This is a genomic window from Pseudomonas sp. F-14 TE3623, from assembly GCF_053629015.1.
This window is the reverse complement of the sequence record NZ_JBRJHM010000001.1, coordinates 6,283,987-6,305,017: the sequence shown is the minus strand read 5'-3', so window position 1 is coordinate 6,305,017 and position 21,031 is coordinate 6,283,987. Positions and strand designations below refer to the sequence as shown.

Below are 21,031 nucleotides of genomic sequence, written 5' to 3'. Positions count from 1 at the left end.
CTCCCACATTTGATGGGTGGTAGCTGTTAGAGCGGCGGGGTTTCCTGGCTCGGCTTGGTCTTGTCGACCCCCGGCACATGCAGGTTGCCCTCGGCGACCTGATTGCCTTCCAACTGCGGCTGCGTGACCCATGTCAGGATGTCGTAGTAACGACGAATGTTCGCCACGAAGTGCACCGGCTCGCCGCCCCGGGCGTAGCCGTAACGGGTTTTGCTGAACCATTTCTTCTCGGACAGGCGCGGCAGGATTTTCTTCACGTCCAGCCACTTGTCCGGGTTCAACCCTTCCTTGGCCGCCAGTTTGCGCGCGTCATCCAGGTGACCGCTGCCGACGTTGTAGGCTGCGAGCGCGAACCACGTACGATCCGGCTCCTGGATCGACTCGTCCAGTTGCTCCTTCATATAAGCCAGGTACTTTGCGCCGCCCATGATGCTTTGCTTGGGGTCGAGGCGATTGGACACGCCCATGGCTTGCGCCGTGTTCTGGGTCAGCATCATCAATCCGCGCACGCCGGTCTTGGACGTGACCGCCGCTTGCCACAGCGATTCCTGATAACCGATCGCCGCCAACAAGCGCCAGTCGACTTTCTCTTTCTTGGCGTACGTCTTGAAATGCTGTTCGTACTTGGGCAAGCGCTGCTGCAGATGCTGGGCGAAGGTGTAGGCGCCCATGTAACCCAGTACGTCGACGTGCCCGTAATAGCGGTCTTTGAGGCGTTGCAGGGTGCCGTTTTTCTTCACCTTATCAAGGTAGGTGTTGATCTCGTTTAGCAGGCTGTTGTCTTCGCCGGCGGCCACGGCCCAGCTCTGATTGCTGGCGTCACCGAGATCGAAGGCGACCCGCACTTTGGGGAAGTACACCTGGTTCATCGCGACTTCGTTGGAGTCGACCAGGGTCAGATCGATCTGGGCTTCGTCGACCATGCGCAGCAAGTCGACGACTTCAACCGCGTCGGACTCTTCGTATTCAATGCCGGGATATTTCTTTTTCAGCTCTGCCAATTGCTCGGCGTGGGTGCTGCCCTTGAGCACCATGATCTTCTTGCCGACCAGATCGCCTGCGTCGGTCGGCCGTGACTGGCCGTTGCGGTAGATGATCTGTGGGGTGACTTCGAGGTAAGAGTGGGAAAACCGCACCTGCTGTTTGCGTTGCTCGCTGCTGACCAAGCCGGCAGCAGCCAGCACCGGGCCATTGGGCTTGCCCACCTGACTGAACAGGTCATCGAGGTTGTCGGCGGTTTCGATCTTGAGTTCGACCCCCAGATCGTCGGCGAAGCGCTTCACCAGCTCGTATTCGAAGCCGGTTTCACCGTTGCGATCCTGAAAGTAGGTGGCGGGACTGTTACGGGTAACCACCCGCAGCACGCCATCCTCCTTTACGCGCTCCAGCGTGTTGGGTTTATCAACACAGCCACTGAGCACCAGGAAGAGTCCGGTTGCGATCAGCCATTTGGCATACCGCGGACGCAAAGCCGTTGGGGAAAACATCTGCGCAGTATACGCAAAGGACCACGAGCGCCATATCTCGACAGCGAAGGGCTTGTCTGCTAGAGAGTCTAAAACCCGCTTGGAGCCCGCAGGAATGGGCCCGAACAGCATTTTGTGACAGAAAAAATAACCCGCGGCGCGCGCCTGTTTCGGGCTCGAATACCCGGCCCGACGTTCGGGTGCAGCCGTGCGTACCGTTTCGGGTGCTGTCGCGGGCGGTTTAGGCTAGAATGCACGGCCTCAAAGCACACCCCTTCCCGAGGCTGTCCCGAAGATGTTGATCCTGCGCGGCGCTCCTGCCCTTTCTGCCTTTCGCCACAGCAAACTCCTTGAGCAACTGAGCCAGAAGGTTCCGGCTGTCAGCGGCTTGTATGCTGAATTCGCTCACTTCGCCGAAGTTACCGGCGTCCTGACCGGCGACGAACAGCAGGTGCTCGCGCGCCTTCTGAAGTACGGCCCAAGCGTTCCAGTACAAGAGCCAACCGGTCGTCTGTTTCTGGTGTTGCCACGTTTTGGCACTATCTCGCCGTGGTCCAGTAAAGCCAGCGACATCGCTCGCAACTGCGGCCTGACCAAGATCCAGCGCCTGGAGCGCGGTATCGCGTTCTACGTCGCCGGCCAGTTCAGCGATGCCGAAGCGCAGCTGATCGCAGGCGCGCTGCATGACCGCATGACCCAGATCGTATTGGACAACCTTGAACAAGCCGCCGGCCTGTTCAGCCACGCCGAACCCAAGCCCCTGACCGCGATCGACGTGTTGGGCGGCGGCCGCGCCGCGCTGGAAAAAGCCAACACCGAACTGGGCCTGGCCCTGGCCGAAGACGAGATCGACTACTTGGTCAACGCCTTCATCGGCTTGAAGCGCAACCCGCATGACATCGAACTGATGATGTTCGCCCAGGCGAACTCCGAGCACTGCCGTCACAAGATCTTCAACGCCAGTTGGGACATCGACGGTCAGAGCCAGGAAAAAAGCCTGTTCGGCATGATCAAGAACACCTATCAGATGCACAGCGAAGGTGTTCTGTCGGCTTATAAGGACAACGCCTCGGTAATCGTCGGCTCCGTTGCCGGCCGTTTCTTCCCGGACCCTGAAACCCGTCAGTACGGCGCGGTGCAGGAACCGGTGCACATCCTGATGAAAGTCGAAACTCACAACCACCCGACCGCGATTGCCCCGTTCCCGGGCGCGTCCACCGGTAGCGGCGGTGAGATTCGCGACGAAGGTGCAACCGGTCGCGGCGCCAAGCCAAAGGCTGGCCTGACCGGTTTCACCGTGTCCAACCTGCAAATCCCGGGCTTCGAACAGCCGTGGGAAGTGCCGTACGGCAAGCCTGAGCGCATCGTTACCGCGCTGGACATCATGATCGAAGGCCCACTGGGTGGCGCCGCGTTCAACAACGAATTCGGCCGTCCGGCCCTGACCGGCTACTTCCGTACCTTCGAACAATCGATCACCACCCCGCGTGGCGACGAAGTTCGCGGTTACCACAAGCCAATCATGCTGGCTGGCGGCATGGGTAACATACGTGCCGAACACGTGCAGAAAGGCGAGATCACCGTTGGCTCCAAGCTGATCGTGCTCGGCGGCCCGGCAATGCTCATTGGCCTGGGCGGCGGCGCTGCCTCTTCCATGGCCACCGGCACCAGCTCGGCGGATCTGGACTTTGCATCCGTACAGCGCGAAAACCCGGAAATGGAGCGTCGCTGCCAGGAAGTTATCGACCGTTGCTGGCAGTTGGGTGACAAAAACCCGATCAGCTTCATCCACGATGTCGGCGCGGGCGGTCTGTCCAACGCCTTCCCGGAATTGGTCAACGACGGCAACCGTGGCGGTCGCTTCGAACTGCGCAACATTCCAAACGATGAGCCGGGCATGGCCCCGCACGAAATCTGGAGTAACGAATCCCAGGAACGCTACGTCCTGGCAGTTGGCCCGGCGGACTTCGAACGCTTCCAGGCGATCTGCGAACGTGAGCGTTGCCCGTTTGCCGTGGTCGGCGAAGCCACTGCTGAACCGCAACTGACCGTGACCGACAGCCACTTCGGCAATAGCCCGGTGGACATGCCGCTCGAAGTGCTGCTGGGCAAAGCCCCGCGCATGCACCGTTCGGCCGTTCGCGAAAACGAGCAGGGCGACGATTTCGATCCGTCGACCCTCGAGATCGCCGACTGCGTCGAGCGCGTTCTGCATCACCCGGCCGTGGCCAGCAAAAGCTTCCTGATCACCATCGGCGACCGCACCATCACTGGCCTCGTGGCCCGTGATCAGATGGTCGGCCCGTGGCAGGTTCCGGTGGCCGACGTTGCCGTCACCGCCACCAGCTTCGACGTCTACACCGGTGAAGCCATGGCCATGGGCGAGCGTACTCCGCTGGCTCTGCTGGACGCTCCGGCGTCGGGCCGCATGGCCATCGGCGAAACCCTGACCAACATCGCGGCGTCGCGCATCGCCAAAATCTCCGACATCAAACTGTCGGCCAACTGGATGTCCGCCGCCGGTCACCCGGGTGAAGACGCGCGTCTGTACGACACCGTGAAAGCAGTCGGCATGGAATTGTGCCCGGACCTCGGCATCACCATTCCGGTAGGCAAGGACTCCATGTCCATGGCCACCCGCTGGAACGACGAAGGCGTCGACAAGACTGTCACTTCGCCGATGTCGCTGATCGTGACCGGTTTCGCGCCTGTGGCTGACATCCGTCAGACCATGACCCCGCAGCTGCGCATGGACAAGGGCACCACCGACCTGATCCTGATCGACCTCGGTCGCGGTCAGAACCGCATGGGCGCTTCGATCCTCGCTCAGGTTCACGGCAAACTCGGCAAGCAGGCACCGGACGTCGATGACGCCGAAGACCTGAAAGCCTTCTTCGCCGTAATCCAGGGTCTCAACGCCGACGGTCACTTGCTGGCTTACCACGACCGTTCCGACGGTGGTTTGCTGACCAGCGTGGTGGAAATGGCCTTTGCCGGCCACTGCGGCCTGAGCCTGAACCTCGACGGTCTGGCAGAAACCTCCGCCGACATCGCCGCGATCCTGTTCAACGAAGAACTGGGCGCTGTGATCCAGGTTCGCCAGGACGCCACTCCAGACATCCTCGCGCAGTTCAGTGCTGCTGGCCTGGGTGACTGCGTGTCGGTGATCGGTCAGCCGATGAACAACGGCCAGATCAGCATCACTTTCAACGGCGACACCGTGTTCGAAGGTCAGCGTCGTCTGCTGCAACGTCAGTGGGCTGAAACCAGCTACCAGATCCAGCGTCTGCGTGATAACGCCGACTGCGCCGAACAAGAGTTCGACGTGCTGCTGGAAGAAGACAACCCGGGCCTGAGCGTCAAGCTCAGCTACGACGTCAATCAGGACGTCGCCGCGCCTTACATCAAGAAAGGCATCCGCCCACAGGTTGCCGTACTGCGTGAGCAGGGCGTCAACGGTCAGGTGGAAATGGCGGCCGCGTTCGACCGCGCCGGTTTCAACGCGATCGACGTGCACATGAGCGACATTCTGGCCGGCCGTGTCGACCTGAACGAGTTCAAAGGTCTGGTGGCTTGTGGCGGTTTCTCCTACGGCGACGTATTGGGTGCCGGCGAAGGCTGGGCCAAGTCCGCGCTGTTCAACAGCCGCGCTCGCGATGCCTTCCAGGGCTTCTTCGAACGTAACGACAGCTTCACCCTCGGCGTGTGCAATGGTTGCCAGATGATGTCCAACCTGCACGAGCTGATCCCGGGCAGCGAGTTCTGGCCGCACTTCGTGCGTAACCGTTCCGAACAGTTCGAAGCTCGCGTGGCGATGGTACAGATCCAGGAGTCGAACTCGATCTTCCTGCAGGGCATGGCCGGTTCGCGCATGCCGATCGCCATCGCGCACGGCGAAGGCCATGCCGAATTCGCCAGCGAAGAAGCGTTGCTGGAAGCCGATCTGTCGGGTTGCGTGGCAATGCGTTTCGTCGACAACCACGGCAAGGTCACCGAAAACTACCCGGCCAACCCGAACGGCTCGCCGCGCGGGATCACCGGTTTGACCAGCCGTGACGGTCGCGTGACCATCATGATGCCGCACCCGGAGCGTGTATTCCGCGCCGTGCAGAACTCGTGGCGTTCGGAAGACTGGAACGAAGACGCACCTTGGATGCGTATGTTCCGTAATGCTCGCGTCTGGGTTAACTAAGCGCCGTGTACAAGCTCAGTTTTTTTGTTCCGGCCAGTCATGTCGAGGTGGTCAAGAGTGCTGTGTTCGCTGCCGGTGGCGGGCGAATCGGGGCTTATGATCACTGTGCGTGGCAGGTGTTTGGGTTGGGTCAGTTTCGTCCACTGGATGGCAGTCAGCCGTTTATTGGCGAAGCGGGGCAGGTCGAGCAGGTTGAGGAATGGAAGGTTGAGCTTGTGGTCAGCGATGAGTTGATTCGGGCGGTGGTGGTGGCTCTGAAAGAGAGCCATCCCTATGAGACGCCGGCTTACGAGGTATGGCGGTTGGAGGATTTCTGATCTTCCTGACTGCTGAAATGAGAAACCCGCTGAAAGTGATTTCAGCGGGTTTTTTGTTGGCTGCGATTTAGAGCGTGGCGGCCTTAAAGCCGACCAATCTCTCTCAGACATACGCCGGCTCACTTGTAGGAGCGAGGCTTGCCCGCGAAGACGGCCTCACAGCCGATCAATCTCCCCCAGATGTACGCCTACCCACTGTGGGAGCGAGCCTGCTCGCGATGGCGGCCTCACAAGCAACGATGTTTATCGGTCAGCCAAAACATCAGAACCTTCCCACAAGTCTTTCAGGTTGTGCGTCGGAAGTGGGCTCTCTAACCTTTAGCTGTCGCTGCCAATTCAGCGACCGGGACTGCAAGCCCGCCGATAGTTTGTTAGGCACCTCTAAGCGCACCTATAATCGTTGCGCTTAGATTAATGGTCATCGATTTATGGTGGCTGTGTGCGGGAGATCTCCGGGTCTGCCGAGGTTGCCTAATGACTTTGGTCTTGCAGGCCCGCACACAGCTGCCACCCATCATCTGCAAGTGATGCTGGTAGCTCCGACTTTTCATTAGGAGTTACACAATGATCAAAGACAGCCCAAATCCTCCAGAAACAGACGTAGAAACAGACGTAGAAACAGACGTAAAAGATGTAGAAACAGACGTAAAAGATGTAGAAACAGACGTAAAAGATGTAGAAGCAAACATGGAAAACGAATCCGTTTCCCCCTACGCCTGCCTCAATTCCAAAAAGCTCCACGACGCCGCAATCCGTGCACTCGATCACTATCTCGCGCCACCTTCCCGAAAGAAGGCCAAAGCCGGCCAGCGTCCAAGCACGATCTTCGTCGTCGCGCCCAACGTAGATTCCGAAACCCTGCTGGCCCATGCCTGTGAAACCCTGGCTTCAGCGAATGTCATGGCTAGCGAGTTGGCGTTCGATCTGACCGGGCCGGCGTGCAATCTGGCATTGGGGATTCAGCAGATGATTTCTCTGGCGGAGTTGTCGGTGAATCGTGTGCTGGATCATCTGGACCCGCAGGTGTAGCACGATAAAAAAAGCCCGCTGGACCTGTGACGGTCAGCGGGCTTTGAGATTTGTGGTGTTCGTGAGGGCCTCTTCGCGAGCAAGCCCGCTCCCACATTTTGACCGAGTTGGTCACAATAATTACGAACGCCGCCGATTTACTGTGGGAGCGGGCTTGCTCGCGAAAGCCGACTCTCAGCCGCCAAAAATCTAAACCCTGGCACTCACCTCATTGCGATTAACCAATGCTTCCAGCGCACAACTCAAACTCGCTGCCTTGTCGCCAATCAGCAAATGCCAAACCCCACCGTCCAACTGACTGACCCCCAGGCAACCAAGTACTTTCAACTGACCCTCCGACAACGCCTTGCCATCCGCCAGTTGCAGCCGAATCCGGGTCATGGCCACGCAATCCATTTGCAGCACATTGTCGCCACCGCCCAGTGCCTTCAGCCATTGCTGGGCTTCTGTATCTGCCACGGCGGCAGGTTCTGGTACGTCGACAACGGCAGCGGGGGAGGCGATAACCGCTCGCCCCAACGCCGGCATCGCCAACCGGATTTCATCGGCAATGCTGTCGGCCATCGGCCCGACCACCACTTGCAAACTCCCGCCTTTACCTGGGCGCACAACCGCCATCGCACCCAGCGCTTTCAAATCAACGTCGGACACTTTGTTGCGATCCACCATATCCAGCCGCAACCGAGTGGTGCAGGCGCCCACGGTGATCAAATTATCCGCACCACCCAGCGCCTTGATGTAAGCCCCGGCGCGCTCATTCTCGGCGACCACCACTTTGTCGCCGGTCGGCACATCTTCACGTCCCGGCGTCTTCAAGTTGAATCGACGAATACAGAAATCAAACACAACGTAGTAAATCACCGCATACGCCAACCCCACCGGAACCACTCGCCAACCATTGGTGGATTCACCCCAGCCCAGAACCATGTCGATGAAGCCGCCTGAGAACGTAAAGCCCAGGTGAATGTTCAGCAAATTGGTGACGGCCATCGACAACCCCGTCAGCAGCGCGTGAAGCAAAAACAGCATCGGCGCGAGGAACATGAAAGCGAATTCGATTGGTTCGGTCACGCCCGTCAGAAACGAGGTGAGGGCCATGGACAGAAATATCCCGCCCATGACTTTGCGCCGTTCCGGCAGGGCGTTGCGGTACATCGCCAGGCAGGCGGCGGGCAGGCCGAAGATCATCATCGGGAACATGCCGGTCATGAACTGGCCACCTTTAGGATCGCCGGCAAAGTAGCGCGACAGGTCGCCTGTCACTAGAGCTCCCGTGGTCGGGTCGGTGAAGTTGCCGAACACGAACCACGCCATGTTGTTGAGAATGTGGTGCAGGCCGGTGACGATCAGCAGGCGGTTGAACACGCCGAAGACGAAAGCACCGAAGCTGCCGCTCTCCATCATCAATGCGCCGAAGCCATTGATGCCGTGCTGGATCGGCGGCCAGATGAACCCAAACACGACGCCCAGGCCGACGGCGGCGAACCCGGTGACGATCGGTACAAAACGCCGTCCGCCGAAGAACGCCAGGTACTCCGGCAACTTGATGTCTTTGAAGCGGTTGTACAGTGCGCCGGCCATCAGGCCGCTGACGATCCCGGCGAGCATGCCCATGTTGATGCTCGCATCGAGCACTTTGAGGGTGGAGATCATCACCAGATAGCCAATAACCCCGGCCAGGCCTGCGGTGCCGTTGTTGTCTTTGGCGAAACCGACCGCGATGCCGATGGCGAAGATCAATGCCAGGTTGGCGAAGATCACCTGACCTGCGTCGTGGATGATCGCGATGTTCAGCAGGTCGGTGTCGCCGAGGCGCAGCAGTAACCCGGCAATCGGCAGGATCGCGATCGGCAGCATCAGCGCACGACCGAGGCGCTGCAGGCCTTCGATGAAGTATTGGTACATGGCGGATCTCCCAGGGTTCTTGTTGTTTTTAGTGGCTGTTGTTCAGCTCAGCGGCCATTGCTGGTGACAAGCGTGACGCACCGCGCTGGCGCTGCTCAGCTTGAGCAGGTCCTGGCTGATGCGTCGGCATTGGGTAGCATCGAGGTGGCGGACGCGGTCCTTGATTTCCCCGATTTGCACCGGGCTCACTGACAACTCGCTGACCCCCAGGCCAATCAATACGGGCGTGGCCAACGGATCGGAAGCGAGGGCGCCGCAGACGCCGACCCAACGGTTATGCACCGCCGCACCGGTGCAGGTTTGGGCGATCAGTCGCAGCAATGCCGGGTGCAGCGCATCGACCCGCGAGGCGAGGCCGGCGTGGTCGCGGTCCATGGCCAGGGTGTATTGGGACAAATCGTTGGTGCCGATCGACAAGAAGTCCGCGTGTTCGGCCAGTTGCTCGGCCAGCAATGCGGCGGCCGGGACTTCGATCATCACGCCCAGCTCCGGGCGTTGGATCAGGCCGAGTTCGTCGCACAACGCATCGAGACGCTGGCGGATGTGCAGCAGTTCGTCGACTTCGGTGACCATCGGCAGCAGAATCCGACAGCGCGACAGCGGGCTGACCTGCAGGAGCGCGCGCAGTTGCTGATCCAGCAGTTCCGGGCGGACTTGAGCCAGACGAATGCCGCGTAATCCGAGCACCGGATTCGCTTCGACCGGAAGCGGTAAATAGTCGAGTTGCTTGTCGCCGCCGACGTCGATGGTGCGGATGATCACCGACTTATCACCCATGGCATCGAGCACAGCTTGATAGGCGACGCGTTGTTCCTGTTCGTCCGGCGCTGTGTTGCGGTCCACAAACAGAAATTCGGTGCGCAGCAGGCCGACGCCGTCCGCACCATTGGCCAGAGCATCGGCCGCTTCAGCACTGGAAGCGACATTGGCGGCGACTTCGATTTGCAAACCATCAAGTGTCAGTGCCGGGGTATGAGCCTGAGACTGTTGAAGCGCACGACGTTGTTGATGATCGAGTTGCGCCTGATGCACCTCGGCCAGGCGCTCGGCGTTGGGCGTCAGTTCGAGACGTCCGCCGTCGGCATCCAGCACCACCGCTTGACCTTGCACCTGATCCAGCAGCGTCGAACCCAGTGCAACCATGCACGGCAAGCCTTTCCCGCGAGCGAGAATTGCCACATGGGAAGTCGCGCCGCCCTCGGCCATGCACAACCCGGCCACACCTTGCTGGCTCAGTTGCAGCAGGTCGGACGGGGTCAGTTCATGGGCCGCGACGATGGCGCCGGCCGGCACGTCGTACTGCCAGGTTTCACCGAGCAGGGCGCGCAACACGCGCTGTTTGAGATCGCGCAGGTCGTTGGCGCGTTCGGCCAACAACGGGCTGCCGAGTTGTTGAAGGACTTCGCACTGCACGTCGATGGATTGGCTCCAGGCGTGAGTCGCGGCGATGCCTTGGTCGATGGACTGATAAGCCGCATCAAGCAGCGCAGGGTCTTCGAGCAGCGCCAGGTGCGCGGCGAAGATGGCTTCTTCGTCGGTATTCTTGTACTTCTTCGCTTGGGCCAGAGTGGCGTCGATGTCGCTGCGCACCCCAGTCAGTACGGTGTCCAGACTTTGCCGTTGTTGCTCGGGATCATGATTGCCGGCATCCATCGGCAGGCTGATCGAGTTCAGACGAAACAACGACCCAGCCACCAGACCGGGAGCTGCGCACACGCCATGCAACACACCCGCTTCGGCAGGGCGATTGCGTTGGACCATCGGTGCTGGCGCAGCGGCGTGGCTGTCTTCGGCCAGGGCTGTGGATAACGCCGCCAACAGGGCTTGCAGCGCGGCCTCGGCGTCCGGTCCCTGGCAGCTGACCCTGATTTCATCCTGCTCACCGACGGCTAGCGCCATCAGGCCGATCAAACTGTCGCAGGCCGCCGATTTGCCGGCGAAGTGCAGCCGGGATTTGCTCTTGAACTGTTGGGCGGTCTGGCGGATCAGCGCGGCAGGCCGGGCGTGCAGGCCGCCGCGATGGGCGACATGAATATGCCCCTGAACCTCGATGCCGACGACCTCAATGTCGATCTGCACACCGTTGGCCACTTTCGGCACGATGTGCAGCAGCGGATCGCCAACCTTCACCGATTTCAGCGTTATCGGCCGCGCCTGAAAGTCCTGGCTGTTGGTCAGGATCATCAGGCTGACCAGGCTTTTGCACTGCTGCGCGACCTGGTCCAGGTCATAACGCAACAGCGGCTGGCCATTGCTGACGCGCGCACCTTCCTTGACCAGCATCGAGAAACCGACGCCCTGTAACTCGACCGTATCGAGGCCCAAGTGCAGCAGCAACTCGGCGCCGTTATCGGCGCGCAAGGTGATGGCGTGGCCAGTGCGGGCGACGTGGGTCACGACCGCTTCACAAGGCGAGTACAGGGTGTCGTTCAGCGGATCGATGGCGATCCCGTCGCCCATCGCGCCGCTGGCGAACACCGGGTCCGGGACTTTGGCAAGTGTGAGCACCGGGCCGCTGAGCGGGGCGCTGAGGGTCAGCTCTTTATTGTTGTTGTGCATGGCTCGGTCTCATCAATAAAAACTACGGTTCAGACTTGTCATTGGGCTTAGTGCGTGCGCGTCACTTTGCTCAAATGACGCGGCTGGTCCGGGTCCATGCCTCGGGCGACGGCCAAGCCTGCGGCCATGACGTAGAAACTCTGGATCGCCAGAATCGGGTCCAGGGCCGGGTGTTCGGCGCGACTCAGGGTCAGATCGCGTTCGGCGACGTCATCCGGCGCGGCCAGTAGCACGCGGGCGCCGCGCTGGCGCATGTCCGCCGCCAGGCTCAGCAACCCGGCCTGCTCGGCGCCGCGCGGGGCGAAGATCAGTAGGGGATAGTTCTCGTCGATCAACGCCATCGGGCCGTGCCGGACTTCGGCGCTGCTGAAGGCTTCGGCCTGAATCGCTGAGGTTTCCTTGAATTTGAGGGCCGCTTCCTGGGCGATGGCGAAACCGGCGCCACGGCCGATCACCATCAAGCGCTGACAATCGCGCAACGCATCAATGGCCAGGCTCCAGTCTTGTTTTGCCGCTTCGCGCAGTCCTTCCGGCAGGGCAAGGCCTGCTTCCAGCAACCCCACGTCTTCTTTCCAGTGGGCGATCAGGCGGACGCTGGCGGTGAGGGTGGCGATAAAACTTTTGGTCGCGGCGACGCTGCTTTCAGTGCCAGCGCACAGCGGCAGGCTGAATTCGCAGGCGGCTTCCAAAGGCGAGTTCTCGGCGTTGACCATGGAGATGCTCAGGGCACCGCGCTTGCGCAGCAGACGCAGGCTGTTCACCAGATCCGGGCTTTGCCCCGACTGCGAGAAGGCGAACGCGACCTGGCCGCTGACCTTCAGCGGCGCTTGCTGCATGGTCACCACCGACATCGGCAATGACGCCACCGGAATGCCCAGTTGCTGCATGGTCAGGTAGGCAAAGTAGCTCGCGGCATGGTCGGAGCTGCCGCGAGCGACAGTCATCGCCACTTGCGGCGGCTGACGGCGCAGGCGCCCGGCGATCTCGATCATCTGCGGGTCGAGTTGCTGCAATTGGGCGTGCACGGCCTCGAACGAGGACAACGCCTCTTCAAGCATTTTTGAAGTCAATGTCTTCTCCTTCGACCATGACGGCGGTCAGTGTGAGTGAGCGGTCCAGCTGCACGCAGTCGGCCCAGGCGCCGGGTTGCAGGCGTCCGCGTTCTTGAAGGCCGAGGTAGTCGGCGGGGAATTGCGAAAGTCGTTGCGAGGCTTCGGCAATCGGCAAACCAATCTTCACCAGGTTGCGCAGGGCTTGATCCATGGTCAGGGTGCTGCCGGCCAGCGTGCCGTCGGGCAGGCGCACGCCGCCCAGGCATTTGGTCACCGTGTGGCTGCCGAGCTTGTATTCACCGTCGGGCATGCCGGCGGCAGCGGTGGAATCGGTGACGCAATACAGGCACGGGATCGAGCGCAAGGCCACGCGGATCGCGCCGGGGTGCACGTGCAGCAAGTCCGGAATCAGCTCGGCGTACTTGGCGTGGGCCAGCGCCGCGCCGACGATGCCCGGCTCGCGGTGATGCAGCGGGCTCATGGCGTTGTAGAGGTGAGTGAAACTGCTGGCCCCGGCCGCAAGCGCGGCGACGCCCTCCTCGTAACTGCCCAGCGTATGGCCGATTTGCATGCGCACGCCGCGAGCGCTGAGGGCACGGATCAAACCGTCGTGGCCGGCGATTTCCGGGGCGATGGTAATCACCCTGATCGGCGCCAGCGCCAGGTATTCTTCGACTTCGGCCATCAACGCGGTGTGGGCGAAATTCGGCTGAGCGCCGAGTTTGCCGGGGTTGATGTATGGGCCTTCCAGATGCACGCCGAGGACCCGGGCGCTGCCTTTGGGTCGCTGCTCGCAGAACTCGCCGACGTCCTTGAGCACTCGCGAGATTTCTTCGTTCGGCGCAGTCATGGTGGTCGCCAGCAGCGACGTGGTGCCGAAGCGCACGTGGGTTTTGGTGATGGTTTCGAAGGCGGGCGCACCTTCCATGATGTCTTTACCACCGCCGCCGTGAACGTGCAGGTCGATGAAACCCGGCAGCAGGTAAGGCAAGTCGTTGTCCGCCGGATCGCACGGCAGGCCTTCGATGGACACGACCTTGCCGTGTTCGTGGATCAGCCGGCCGCGAACCCAGCCGTGGGCGGTGAGGATGTTGTCTTCGGACATGATCGGTTCTCGTTTGCTCGTTTTGGCAACGAAGCTCTTTATCGAGGGAGCTCTTTATCTGCGGAGCTCTTTATCTACGGAGCTCTTCATCTACGGAGCTCTGCGACAAAGTCGTAGTAGTCGTTGCGGCAATAGGTGTCGGTGACTTCGATTGGCGTGTTGTCTTCCATGTAGCCGACCCGGGTCATCAGCAGCATGGCGGTGCCGGGAGCGATGCCCACCAGGGCGGCGAATTCGTCCGAGGCGTTGATCGCCTGAATGTGTTGCAGGGCGCGGACTACGGGTTTGCCGATGCCGTCGAGGTATTCATAAAGGGAATCGCCCACCGCTTGTGGCTTGGGAATGATCGAGGCGGGCAAGGTGCTCATCTCGATCGCCATCACTGTGTCGTCGGCTTTGCGCAAGCGTTTGAGTCGCGCGACCTTGTCGTTGGGCGACAGGCCGAGGCGGATCAATTCTTCGTGGGTCGGCGGGGTGATTTCCCGTTCCAGCCATTGCGAACCAGGGACGAAGCCTTTGAGCCGGAGCATTTCACTGAAGCCCGAGAGGCGCGACAGCGGTTGTTCCAGGCGTGGCGTGATGAACGTGCCAGAGCCTTGATTGCGCCGGATCAGGCCTTGCTCGAACAGCACTTCCAGTGCTTTGCGCGCGGTGACGCGAGAGATGCCCAGCAGTTCACTGAGGTTGCGTTCCGATGGCATCGCCTGTTCGGCTTTCCACTGGCCGGCATGGATTGCGGCTTCCAGATTGCGCGCCAGTTGCAGGTACAGCGGCGTGGGCTGGGTGTCGTCAGGGCGTAGGGCCTGTAGGTCATTCATGTAGGTTTGGTCCGATGCGGATGTAGGATTGTTGTCGCCCGGTTGTGGGGAAAAACTAATACCACTTAAATACCATGTCAATGCCAGTACTTAGCTGTGGGCGCAGCAAGGCCGGGCTTACTGGAGGCTATTAATGGGGGAAGGTTCTAAGTGGTATTAGAGGCGGGGATTTTGAAAGCAAAGATCGCAGCCTTCGGCAGCGCCTACAGGGGGAATTGGTATCTACCCTGTAGGCGCTGCAGAAAGCTGCGATCTTTTGAAATTATTTTTCGATGCCGACCGAAGGTAGCGGTCAGAACTTATGTTGGAGTTCGCTCGATCCCTTGTGGTGAGGGGGCTTGCCCCCGTTCGGCTGCGAAGCAGTCGCAAAATCAGCAAACGCGGTGAGCCAGACAGGATGCGATGGCAGGTTTTAGCACTGCTTCGCAGCGCAACGGGGGCAAGCCCCCTCGCCACAGGCAAGCCCCTTTGCCACAAAAGCGCTGCACAAGTCAGGGAGATTTTAAGATTACGGACGAATCTCAATCATCGTGCCATCCGGCACCAGACCCCACACCTCGCGCATGTCCATGTTGCGCATGGCGATGCAGCCGTCGGTCCAGTCCAGCGTATGGAACAGGTCTTCGGGGTTGTCTTCGGTGTCCGGGGTGCCATGGATCATGATCATGCCACCAGGCTCAACGCCTTCGCGCCGGGCGCGGGCGGCGTCGCTGATATTAGGGTAGGAGATGTGCATCGCCAGGTTGAAGCGATCGCTGATCTTGCGCCAGTCGACCCAATAAAAGCCTTCGGGGGTGCGTTTGTCGCCCTCCATCAGCTTCGGCCCCTTGGGGCGTTTACCCAGGGAAATGCGATAGGTCTTGATCGGCTTGCCGTCATTGATCAATTGCAACTGGTGGGCAGATTTGAGAACCAGAACTTTTTCGATGACTTTGCCGTCCAGCGTTTCCGTGGAGGAAGCCTGGCTGACAGCGACGAACGACAAGCAAAAAACGGCAAGCAACCAGCGCATTGAAACGATATCCCTAAGAGGTGTCGCGATTATTGATTTTATAGATGCTTTTACGTGTAAGTGCGTTAAATGATGGCAGGCTGGACGAGCGGTGGGATCGATTCGGACCGCACGGGGTAGATCTCGGTCCGCCGGTCAGCGAAGAAGCATTCTAAGGTACGCCCCACCGTGCGGAAAGCCAGTTCGCCCCAAGGGATGTCGGCTTCTTCGAACAGTTGCACTTCCAGGCTCTCGGGACCCGCGGAAAAATCCAGGTCCACCAGCTCGGCGCGAAAGAAAACATGCACCTGGCTGATGTGTGGCACGTCGATCAGCGTATAGATGCTCAGGTTGCGCACCCGGGCACAGGCTTCTTCGGCGGTCTCGCGAATGGCGGCCTGTTCGATGGTCTCACCGTTTTCCATGAAGCCGGCGGGCAGGGTCCAGTAACCGAGCCGTGGCTCGATGGCGCGACGGCATAGCAACACCTTCGAACCCCAGGTCGGCACGCAACCGGCAACAATATTGGGGTTCTGGTAATGGATGGTATGACAGCTATCGCAGACAAAACGCAGGCGCGAATCGCCTTCGGGAATGCGCTGGGTTACCGGGTTGCCGCATTGGCTGCAAAATTTCATGCTTGGGTTCCTGAATGCTGCGCCTATCTTGGCGTGCAGCGGTGTCGGTCGGCAAGTTGTCGTTTCGCGACATGAGGCTGTTCGGGGCTTGGGCGGCCGGTGCGATTGGTGCATGATGCAGGGTAAGGCACAGATCGAGAAGACTCATGCTGGACGAGCTACTGCACCGGGTAAGTAATCACACGCCGCGTACGCTGGAAACCGACCTGCGTTTCCCTGAAGCCGCGGTATTGGTGCCTATCACGCGCAGTGACGAACCGGAACTGGTCCTGACCCTTCGCGCCAGTGGGCTCTCGACCCATGGCGGTGAAGTTGCCTTCCCCGGCGGTCGACGCGACCCCGAAGACCCAGATCTGATTTTTACCGCCCTGCGCGAAGCTGAAGAAGAAATCGGCCTGCCACCGGGGTTGGTTGAAGTGATCGGCCCGCTGAGCCCACTAATCTCCCTACACGGTATCAAGGTCACGCCCTATGTCGGCGTGATTCCGGATTTCGTCGAATACCTGGCCAACGATGCCGAGATTGCTGCCGTGTTCAGCGTGCCGCTGGAGTTCTTCCGCAAAGACCCGCGCGAGCACACCCACCGCATCGACTATCAGGGCCACAGTTGGTACGTGCCGAGCTACCGTTATGGCGAGTACAAGATCTGGGGGCTGACGGCGATCATGATCGTCGAGTTGATCAACCTGCTCTATGACGCGAAAATCAGCCTGCATCAACCACCCAAGAGTTTTATCAAAACCTGAAGTCATCGTTCGCATGGCATGAGTCTGCGGCTGCCTGAGCCTTTGAGGACAACAAGATGAAATACCGCCTGGGCGACGCCCGTGTCGACACCCATCCGCAGAGCTGGGTCGCCCCCAATGCCGTTTTGGTGGGCAAGGTCAAACTGGAAGAGGGCGCCAACGTCTGGTTCAACGCCGTGTTGCGTGGCGACAACGAATTGATCCTGATCGGCAAGAACAGCAACGTGCAGGACGGCACCGTGATGCACACCGACATGGGCTACCCGCTGACCATTGGCACCGGCGTGACCATCGGCCACAACGCCATGCTCCACGGCTGCACGGTGGGCGATTACAGCCTGATCGGCATCAACGCGGTGATTCTCAACGGCGCGAAAATCGGCAAGAACTGCATCATCGGCGCCAACTCGCTGATCGGTGAGGGCAAGGAAATTCCGGACGGTTCACTGGTCATGGGCTCACCGGGCAAAGTCGTACGCGAGTTGACCGAGCCGCAAAAGAAGATGCTCGAAGCCAGCGCCGCCCACTATGTGCATAACTCGCAGCGTTATGCCCGCGATCTGGTCGAGCAGGAAGAATGAGCACCATTGAACGACCGGTTCCATCGCCGTGCGTGAGCATTTGTGCGCTGGATGAGGATGACATTTGCACCGGGTGTCAGCGCACGGTGGAAGAAATCACTCGCTGGAGCCGGATGGACAACGCAGAGCGGCGCAAGGTGTTGGGGTTGTGCCATGAGCGGGCGAAGTCGAGTGGGTTGATCTGGATGTTGCCCTCCAAGTCTGACTCGTGAATTTTTTGTGGTTAGAGTGGCTTTTGTGGCGAGGGGGCTTGCCCCCGTTCGGCTGCGCAGCAGTCGTAAAGTCGGTACGCGCGGTGATTCAGGTAGAAAACAGTTGCAGGTTTTAGCACTGCTACGCAGTGCAACGGGGGCAAGCCCCCTCGCCACAGGTGATCTGTGCGCTGAAGATGAAGTACCCTGTGCACCAAATTGACAGGTATCCCCCCGCCCCATGCTCTTCCTGATCGCCTACATCAGCAGCGTCGTGCTGATCAATTGCGCCTTTTCCAGCGCCCCGCACCTGGACATCATCTGGTCGGCCTGGGGTGGGCTGGTGTTCGTGCTGCGTGACATGGTGCAAACCCGCTTCGGTCACGGCGCGATCGCGGCGATGCTGGTGGCGTTGGTACTGTCCTACGTCACTTCCGACCCATCCATCGCACTGGCCAGCGCCATCGCATTCGCCGTGTCGGAGTGCATCGACTGGCTGGTATTCAGCATCACCAAGCGTCCATTGCACGATCGCCTGTGGATAAGTTCGGCGCTGAGCATCCCGCTGGACACCTTCATCTTCTTCGGCATGATCGATGCCTTCACTCCGGCCGTGATCCTCACCGCCATGGGCTCGAAGTTCGCAGGTGTGACAGTCGTGTGGCTGATCATGGCCTGGCGCTTGCGTAATCAGGCCGTTGTCAGCTGAAGCCAAACCCTCAGGTTCATGTAAAATGCCGCGCTTTCTCCCCATGGGAAGCGTGCCAGGCACCGCATCCCTCGATGATCCGCTTCTTGAGGACCTGAGATGACCCGTATCGGAACTCCATTGTCGCCAACCGCGACCCGCGTATTGCTGTGTGGCTGTGGTGAGTTGGGCAAGGAAGTGGTGATCGAGCTGCAACGCCTGGGCGTTGAAGTGATTGCCGTCGATCGCTACGCCAATGCGCCGGCCATGCAAGTCGCCCATCGCAGCCATGTGATCAACATGCTCGACGGCGCCGCCCTGCGTGCAGTGATCGAAGCCGAGAAGCCGGACTTCATCGTGCCGGAAATCGAAGCCATCGCCACCGCGACCCTGGTAGAGCTGGAGTCCGAAGGCTTCACCGTGATCCCGACCGCTCGCGCCGCACAGCTGACCATGAACCGCGAAGGCATCCGTCGCCTGGCCGCTGAAGAGCTGGGCCTGCCGACGTCGCCGTACTACTTCGCCGACACCTTCGAGGACTACAACAAGGCTGTCGAAGATCTGGGGTTCCCATGCGTGGTCAAACCGGTCATGAGTTCCTCGGGCAAAGGCCAGAGCCTGCTGCGCAGTGTCGATGACGTGCAGAAGGCCTGGGATTACGCTCAAGAAGGTGGCCGCGCCGGTAAAGGTCGCGTGATCATCGAAGGCTTCATCGATTTCGACTACGAAATCACCCTGCTGACCGTGCGTCACGTTGGCGGCACTACGTTCTGTGCGCCGGTTGGCCACCGTCAGGAGAAAGGCGACTACCAGGAATCCTGGCAGCCACAAGCCATGAGCCCGGTTGCTCTGGCTGAATCCGAGCGCGTTGCTAAAGCGGTGACCGAAGCCTTGGGTGGCCGTGGTTTGTTTGGCGTCGAGTTGTTCATCAAGGGTGATCAGGTCTGGTTCAGCGAAGTCTCGCCGCGCCCGCATGACACCGGTCTGGTGACCCTTATTTCCCAGGACCTGTCGCAGTTCGCGCTGCATGCACGGGCGATCCTGGGCCTGCCGATTCCATTGATCCGTCAGTTCGGGCCTTCGGCTTCGGCGGTGATTCTGGTGGAAGGGCAGTCGACTCAAACCGCATTCGCCAATTTGGGCGCTGCGTTGAGCGAACCGGATACTGCGTTGCGTCTGTTCGGCAAGCCAGAGGTCAATGGCCAGCGCCGGATGGGTGTGGCGTTGGCGCGTGATGAATCGATCGAGGCTGCCCGGGCTAAAGCGACCCGTGCTTCTCAGGCTGTTGGTGTAGAGCTCTAAACCGAGTCGCGCCATTCGCGAGCAAGCCCGCTCCCACACTTGATCGGTGTGAATACAGATTTTGTATACATCCAAAATCTAATGTGGGAGCGGGCTTGCTCGCGAAGCTTTTGCTTTTTCTTCAGGCCACCCGATTCAAATCGTTATGCCGCGTCTCCTTCAGGCACAGCACCGCAATCAGGCTCAGCACCGCCGCCCCCGACACATACCCGCCGACATAACTCAAACCGCCCATCGCCACCAGTTTTTGCGCAAAGAACGGTGCCGCCGAGGCTCCGACAATCCCGCCCAGGTTGTACGCCGCCGATGCGCCGGTATAGCGCACGTGGGTCGGAAACAGCTCTGGCAGCAGCGCGCCCATCGGCGCAAACGTCACGCCCATCAGAAACAGCTCGATGCACAGGAACAGCGCCACGCCCCAGGTCGAGCCTTGGGTCAGCAGCGGCTCCATCAGGAATCCGGACAGAATCGCCAGCACACCGCCGATGATCAGCACCGGTTTGCGCCCGAAACGATCACTCGCCCAGGCCGACAGCGGTGTCGCGGCCGCCATGAACAACACAGCGAAACACAGCAGGCCGAGGAAGGTTTCTCGGGTGTAGCCGAGCGTCGACACGCCATAGCTCAGCGAAAACACTGTCGAGATGTAGAACAGCGCATAGCACACCACCATCGCCCCGGCACCTAGCAGCATCGGCGCCCAGTATTGGCTGAACAGCTCGACCAATGGGATCTTCACCCGCTCCTGGCGAGCCATGGCGTTGGCGAACACCGGGGTTTCGTGGAGCTTGAGGCGCACATACAGGCCGACCATCACCAGCGCGGCACTGAGCAGGAACGGAATCCGCCAGCCCCACGAACGGAACTGCTCGTCGTTGAGGCTCATGGCCAGGGTCAGGAACAGGCCGTTGGCCGCGAGAAACCCGATCGATGGACCGAGTTGCGGGAACATGCCGTACCAGGCGCGCTTGCCTTTGGGCGCGTTCTCCGTGGCCAGCAATGCGGCGCCGCCCCATTCGCCGCCCAGCCCCAGACCCTGGCCGAAACGCAGCACGCAAAGCAGGATCGGCGCCCAGGCGCCAATGCTGTCGTAACCCGGTAGCACGCCAATCAGCGTGGTACACACGCCCATCAGCAGCAGGGAGGCGACCAGTGTCGATTTGCGCCCGATGCGGTCACCGAAATGGCCGAACAGCGCCGAACCCAGTGGCCGCGCAAGGAAGGCGATCCCGAAGGTGAGGAACGCCGACAGCATCTGGGCGGTGCCGGAGGTTTGCGGAAAGAACACCGGCCCGATCACCAGCGCTGCTGCGGTGGCATAGACGTAGAAGTCGTAGAACTCGATGGCCGTGCCGATGAAACTCGCGGTGGCTACTCGGGTGGCGGAATTGGTTGGTTGCGCAGGCGCGGTGTCGCTGAACGTTGTGCTGGTCGTCATGCGGTAATCCCTG

Annotated in this window: 17 protein-coding genes; 8 read left to right on the top strand and 9 right to left on the bottom strand. The window is 60.4% G+C overall.

Features of this window, described 5'->3' with window-relative positions; all coding sequences use genetic code 11:
- Window positions 1–26: 26 nt before the first annotated feature.
- Window positions 27–1,487 carry a membrane-bound lytic murein transglycosylase MltF gene (gene mltF, locus AB7M29_RS29095; protein ID WP_217854412.1) on the bottom strand — a complete coding sequence of 487 codons (1,461 nt, stop codon included), beginning with the start codon at window positions 1,485–1,487 and terminating at the stop codon, window positions 27–29.
- Window positions 1,488–1,761: 274 nt separating this feature from the next.
- Between mltF and purL the strand changes: the two genes are divergently transcribed.
- The 3 genes from purL to AB7M29_RS29080 all read left to right on the top strand — a co-directional run bounded on the left by purL (window position 1,762) and on the right by AB7M29_RS29080 (window position 7,004).
- On the top strand, window positions 1,762–5,658 hold the full coding sequence (purL, locus tag AB7M29_RS29090; protein WP_454248556.1) for a phosphoribosylformylglycinamidine synthase: 3,897 nt from the start codon (window positions 1,762–1,764) through the stop codon (window positions 5,656–5,658).
- A gap of 5 nt (window positions 5,659–5,663) precedes the next feature.
- Window positions 5,664–5,975, top strand: coding sequence for a Nif3-like dinuclear metal center hexameric protein (locus tag AB7M29_RS29085; RefSeq protein WP_038981681.1), 312 nt, complete (start codon window positions 5,664–5,666; stop codon window positions 5,973–5,975).
- A 564-nt stretch (window positions 5,976–6,539) separates the two neighbouring features.
- Window positions 6,540–7,004, top strand: a complete 465-nt coding sequence (locus AB7M29_RS29080; RefSeq protein WP_454248555.1) for a DUF6124 family protein — start codon at window positions 6,540–6,542, stop codon at window positions 7,002–7,004.
- Between the two features lie 189 nt (window positions 7,005–7,193).
- Here the strand turns inward: AB7M29_RS29080 and nagE are convergent, their stop codons facing one another.
- From nagE to AB7M29_RS29045, 7 genes are all read right to left on the bottom strand, one after another.
- Complete coding sequence (nagE, locus tag AB7M29_RS29075) at window positions 7,194–8,909, bottom strand: N-acetylglucosamine-specific PTS transporter subunit IIBC (protein WP_454248554.1); 1,716 nt, start codon at window positions 8,907–8,909, stop codon at window positions 7,194–7,196.
- 42 nt (window positions 8,910–8,951) lie between these two features.
- On the bottom strand, window positions 8,952–11,468 hold the full coding sequence (ptsP, locus tag AB7M29_RS29070) for a phosphoenolpyruvate--protein phosphotransferase (RefSeq protein WP_454248553.1): 2,517 nt from the start codon (window positions 11,466–11,468) through the stop codon (window positions 8,952–8,954).
- Window positions 11,469–11,515: 47 nt separating this feature from the next.
- On the bottom strand, window positions 11,516–12,538 hold the full coding sequence (locus AB7M29_RS29065) for an SIS domain-containing protein (RefSeq protein WP_217854407.1): 1,023 nt from the start codon (window positions 12,536–12,538) through the stop codon (window positions 11,516–11,518).
- A complete protein-coding gene (nagA, locus tag AB7M29_RS29060; protein ID WP_217854406.1) occupies window positions 12,519–13,625 on the bottom strand; it encodes an N-acetylglucosamine-6-phosphate deacetylase in 1,107 nt (368 codons plus the stop codon). Before nagA ends, AB7M29_RS29065 begins: the two co-directional genes overlap by 20 nt.
- A gap of 86 nt (window positions 13,626–13,711) precedes the next feature.
- Window positions 13,712–14,443 carry a GntR family transcriptional regulator gene (locus AB7M29_RS29055; protein ID WP_038981696.1) on the bottom strand — a complete coding sequence of 244 codons (732 nt, stop codon included), beginning with the start codon at window positions 14,441–14,443 and terminating at the stop codon, window positions 13,712–13,714.
- Window positions 14,444–14,951: 508 nt separating this feature from the next.
- Entirely contained in the window at window positions 14,952–15,455 is a 504-nt protein-coding gene (locus tag AB7M29_RS29050; RefSeq protein ID WP_038981698.1) for a L,D-transpeptidase family protein, read from the bottom strand.
- Window positions 15,456–15,520: 65 nt separating this feature from the next.
- A complete protein-coding gene (locus AB7M29_RS29045; RefSeq protein ID WP_217854405.1) occupies window positions 15,521–16,072 on the bottom strand; it encodes an NUDIX hydrolase in 552 nt (183 codons plus the stop codon).
- A 146-nt stretch (window positions 16,073–16,218) separates the two neighbouring features.
- On the opposite strand from AB7M29_RS29045, the gene AB7M29_RS29040 reads away from it, so the two are divergent.
- The 5 genes from AB7M29_RS29040 to purT all read left to right on the top strand — a co-directional run bounded on the left by AB7M29_RS29040 (window position 16,219) and on the right by purT (window position 19,580).
- On the top strand, window positions 16,219–16,818 hold the full coding sequence (locus tag AB7M29_RS29040) for a CoA pyrophosphatase (RefSeq protein ID WP_052966546.1): 600 nt from the start codon (window positions 16,219–16,221) through the stop codon (window positions 16,816–16,818).
- A 56-nt stretch (window positions 16,819–16,874) separates the two neighbouring features.
- Window positions 16,875–17,399: a gamma carbonic anhydrase family protein gene (locus AB7M29_RS29035; protein WP_003221962.1), complete on the top strand. Its 525-nt coding sequence runs from the start codon at window positions 16,875–16,877 to the stop codon at window positions 17,397–17,399.
- A complete protein-coding gene (locus AB7M29_RS29030; protein WP_052966547.1) occupies window positions 17,396–17,611 on the top strand; it encodes a DUF1289 domain-containing protein in 216 nt (71 codons plus the stop codon). The genes AB7M29_RS29035 and AB7M29_RS29030 overlap by 4 nt, the downstream gene beginning before the upstream one ends.
- A 220-nt stretch (window positions 17,612–17,831) precedes the next feature.
- On the top strand, window positions 17,832–18,299 hold the full coding sequence (locus AB7M29_RS29025) for a VUT family protein (protein ID WP_454248552.1): 468 nt from the start codon (window positions 17,832–17,834) through the stop codon (window positions 18,297–18,299).
- A 99-nt stretch (window positions 18,300–18,398) separates the two neighbouring features.
- Entirely contained in the window at window positions 18,399–19,580 is a 1,182-nt protein-coding gene (purT, locus tag AB7M29_RS29020; protein ID WP_217854403.1) for a formate-dependent phosphoribosylglycinamide formyltransferase, read from the top strand.
- A gap of 121 nt (window positions 19,581–19,701) precedes the next feature.
- On the opposite strand, the gene AB7M29_RS29015 is transcribed toward purT, so the two are convergent.
- Complete coding sequence (locus tag AB7M29_RS29015; protein ID WP_454248551.1) at window positions 19,702–21,018, bottom strand: MFS transporter; 1,317 nt, start codon at window positions 21,016–21,018, stop codon at window positions 19,702–19,704.
- Window positions 21,019–21,031: the final 13 nt, after the last annotated feature.

Bases quoted from the DNA above. Each gene is read 5' to 3' on its own strand.
- AB7M29_RS29030 (WP_052966547.1), top strand. From the start codon at position 17,396: ATGAGCACCATTGAACGACCGGTTCCATCGCCGTGCGTGAGCATTTGT.
- AB7M29_RS29050 (WP_038981698.1), bottom strand. From the start codon at position 15,455: ATGCGCTGGTTGCTTGCCGTTTTTTGCTTGTCGTTCGTCGCTGTCAGC.
- mltF (WP_217854412.1), bottom strand. From the start codon at position 1,487: ATGTTTTCCCCAACGGCTTTGCGTCCGCGGTATGCCAAATGGCTGATC.
- AB7M29_RS29035 (WP_003221962.1), top strand. From the start codon at position 16,875: ATGAAATACCGCCTGGGCGACGCCCGTGTCGACACCCATCCGCAGAGC.
- AB7M29_RS29055 (WP_038981696.1), bottom strand. From the start codon at position 14,443: ATGAATGACCTACAGGCCCTACGCCCTGACGACACCCAGCCCACGCCG.
- purT (WP_217854403.1), top strand. From the start codon at position 18,399: ATGACCCGTATCGGAACTCCATTGTCGCCAACCGCGACCCGCGTATTG.
- nagA (WP_217854406.1), bottom strand. From the start codon at position 13,625: ATGTCCGAAGACAACATCCTCACCGCCCACGGCTGGGTTCGCGGCCGG.
- AB7M29_RS29015 (WP_454248551.1), bottom strand. From the start codon at position 21,018: ATGACGACCAGCACAACGTTCAGCGACACCGCGCCTGCGCAACCAACC.
- AB7M29_RS29040 (WP_052966546.1), top strand. From the start codon at position 16,219: ATGCTGGACGAGCTACTGCACCGGGTAAGTAATCACACGCCGCGTACG.
- AB7M29_RS29045 (WP_217854405.1), bottom strand. From the start codon at position 16,072: ATGAAATTTTGCAGCCAATGCGGCAACCCGGTAACCCAGCGCATTCCC.
- purL (WP_454248556.1), top strand. From the start codon at position 1,762: ATGTTGATCCTGCGCGGCGCTCCTGCCCTTTCTGCCTTTCGCCACAGC.
- AB7M29_RS29080 (WP_454248555.1), top strand. From the start codon at position 6,540: ATGATCAAAGACAGCCCAAATCCTCCAGAAACAGACGTAGAAACAGAC.
- ptsP (WP_454248553.1), bottom strand. From the start codon at position 11,468: ATGCACAACAACAATAAAGAGCTGACCCTCAGCGCCCCGCTCAGCGGC.
- AB7M29_RS29025 (WP_454248552.1), top strand. From the start codon at position 17,832: ATGCTCTTCCTGATCGCCTACATCAGCAGCGTCGTGCTGATCAATTGC.
- nagE (WP_454248554.1), bottom strand. From the start codon at position 8,909: ATGTACCAATACTTCATCGAAGGCCTGCAGCGCCTCGGTCGTGCGCTG.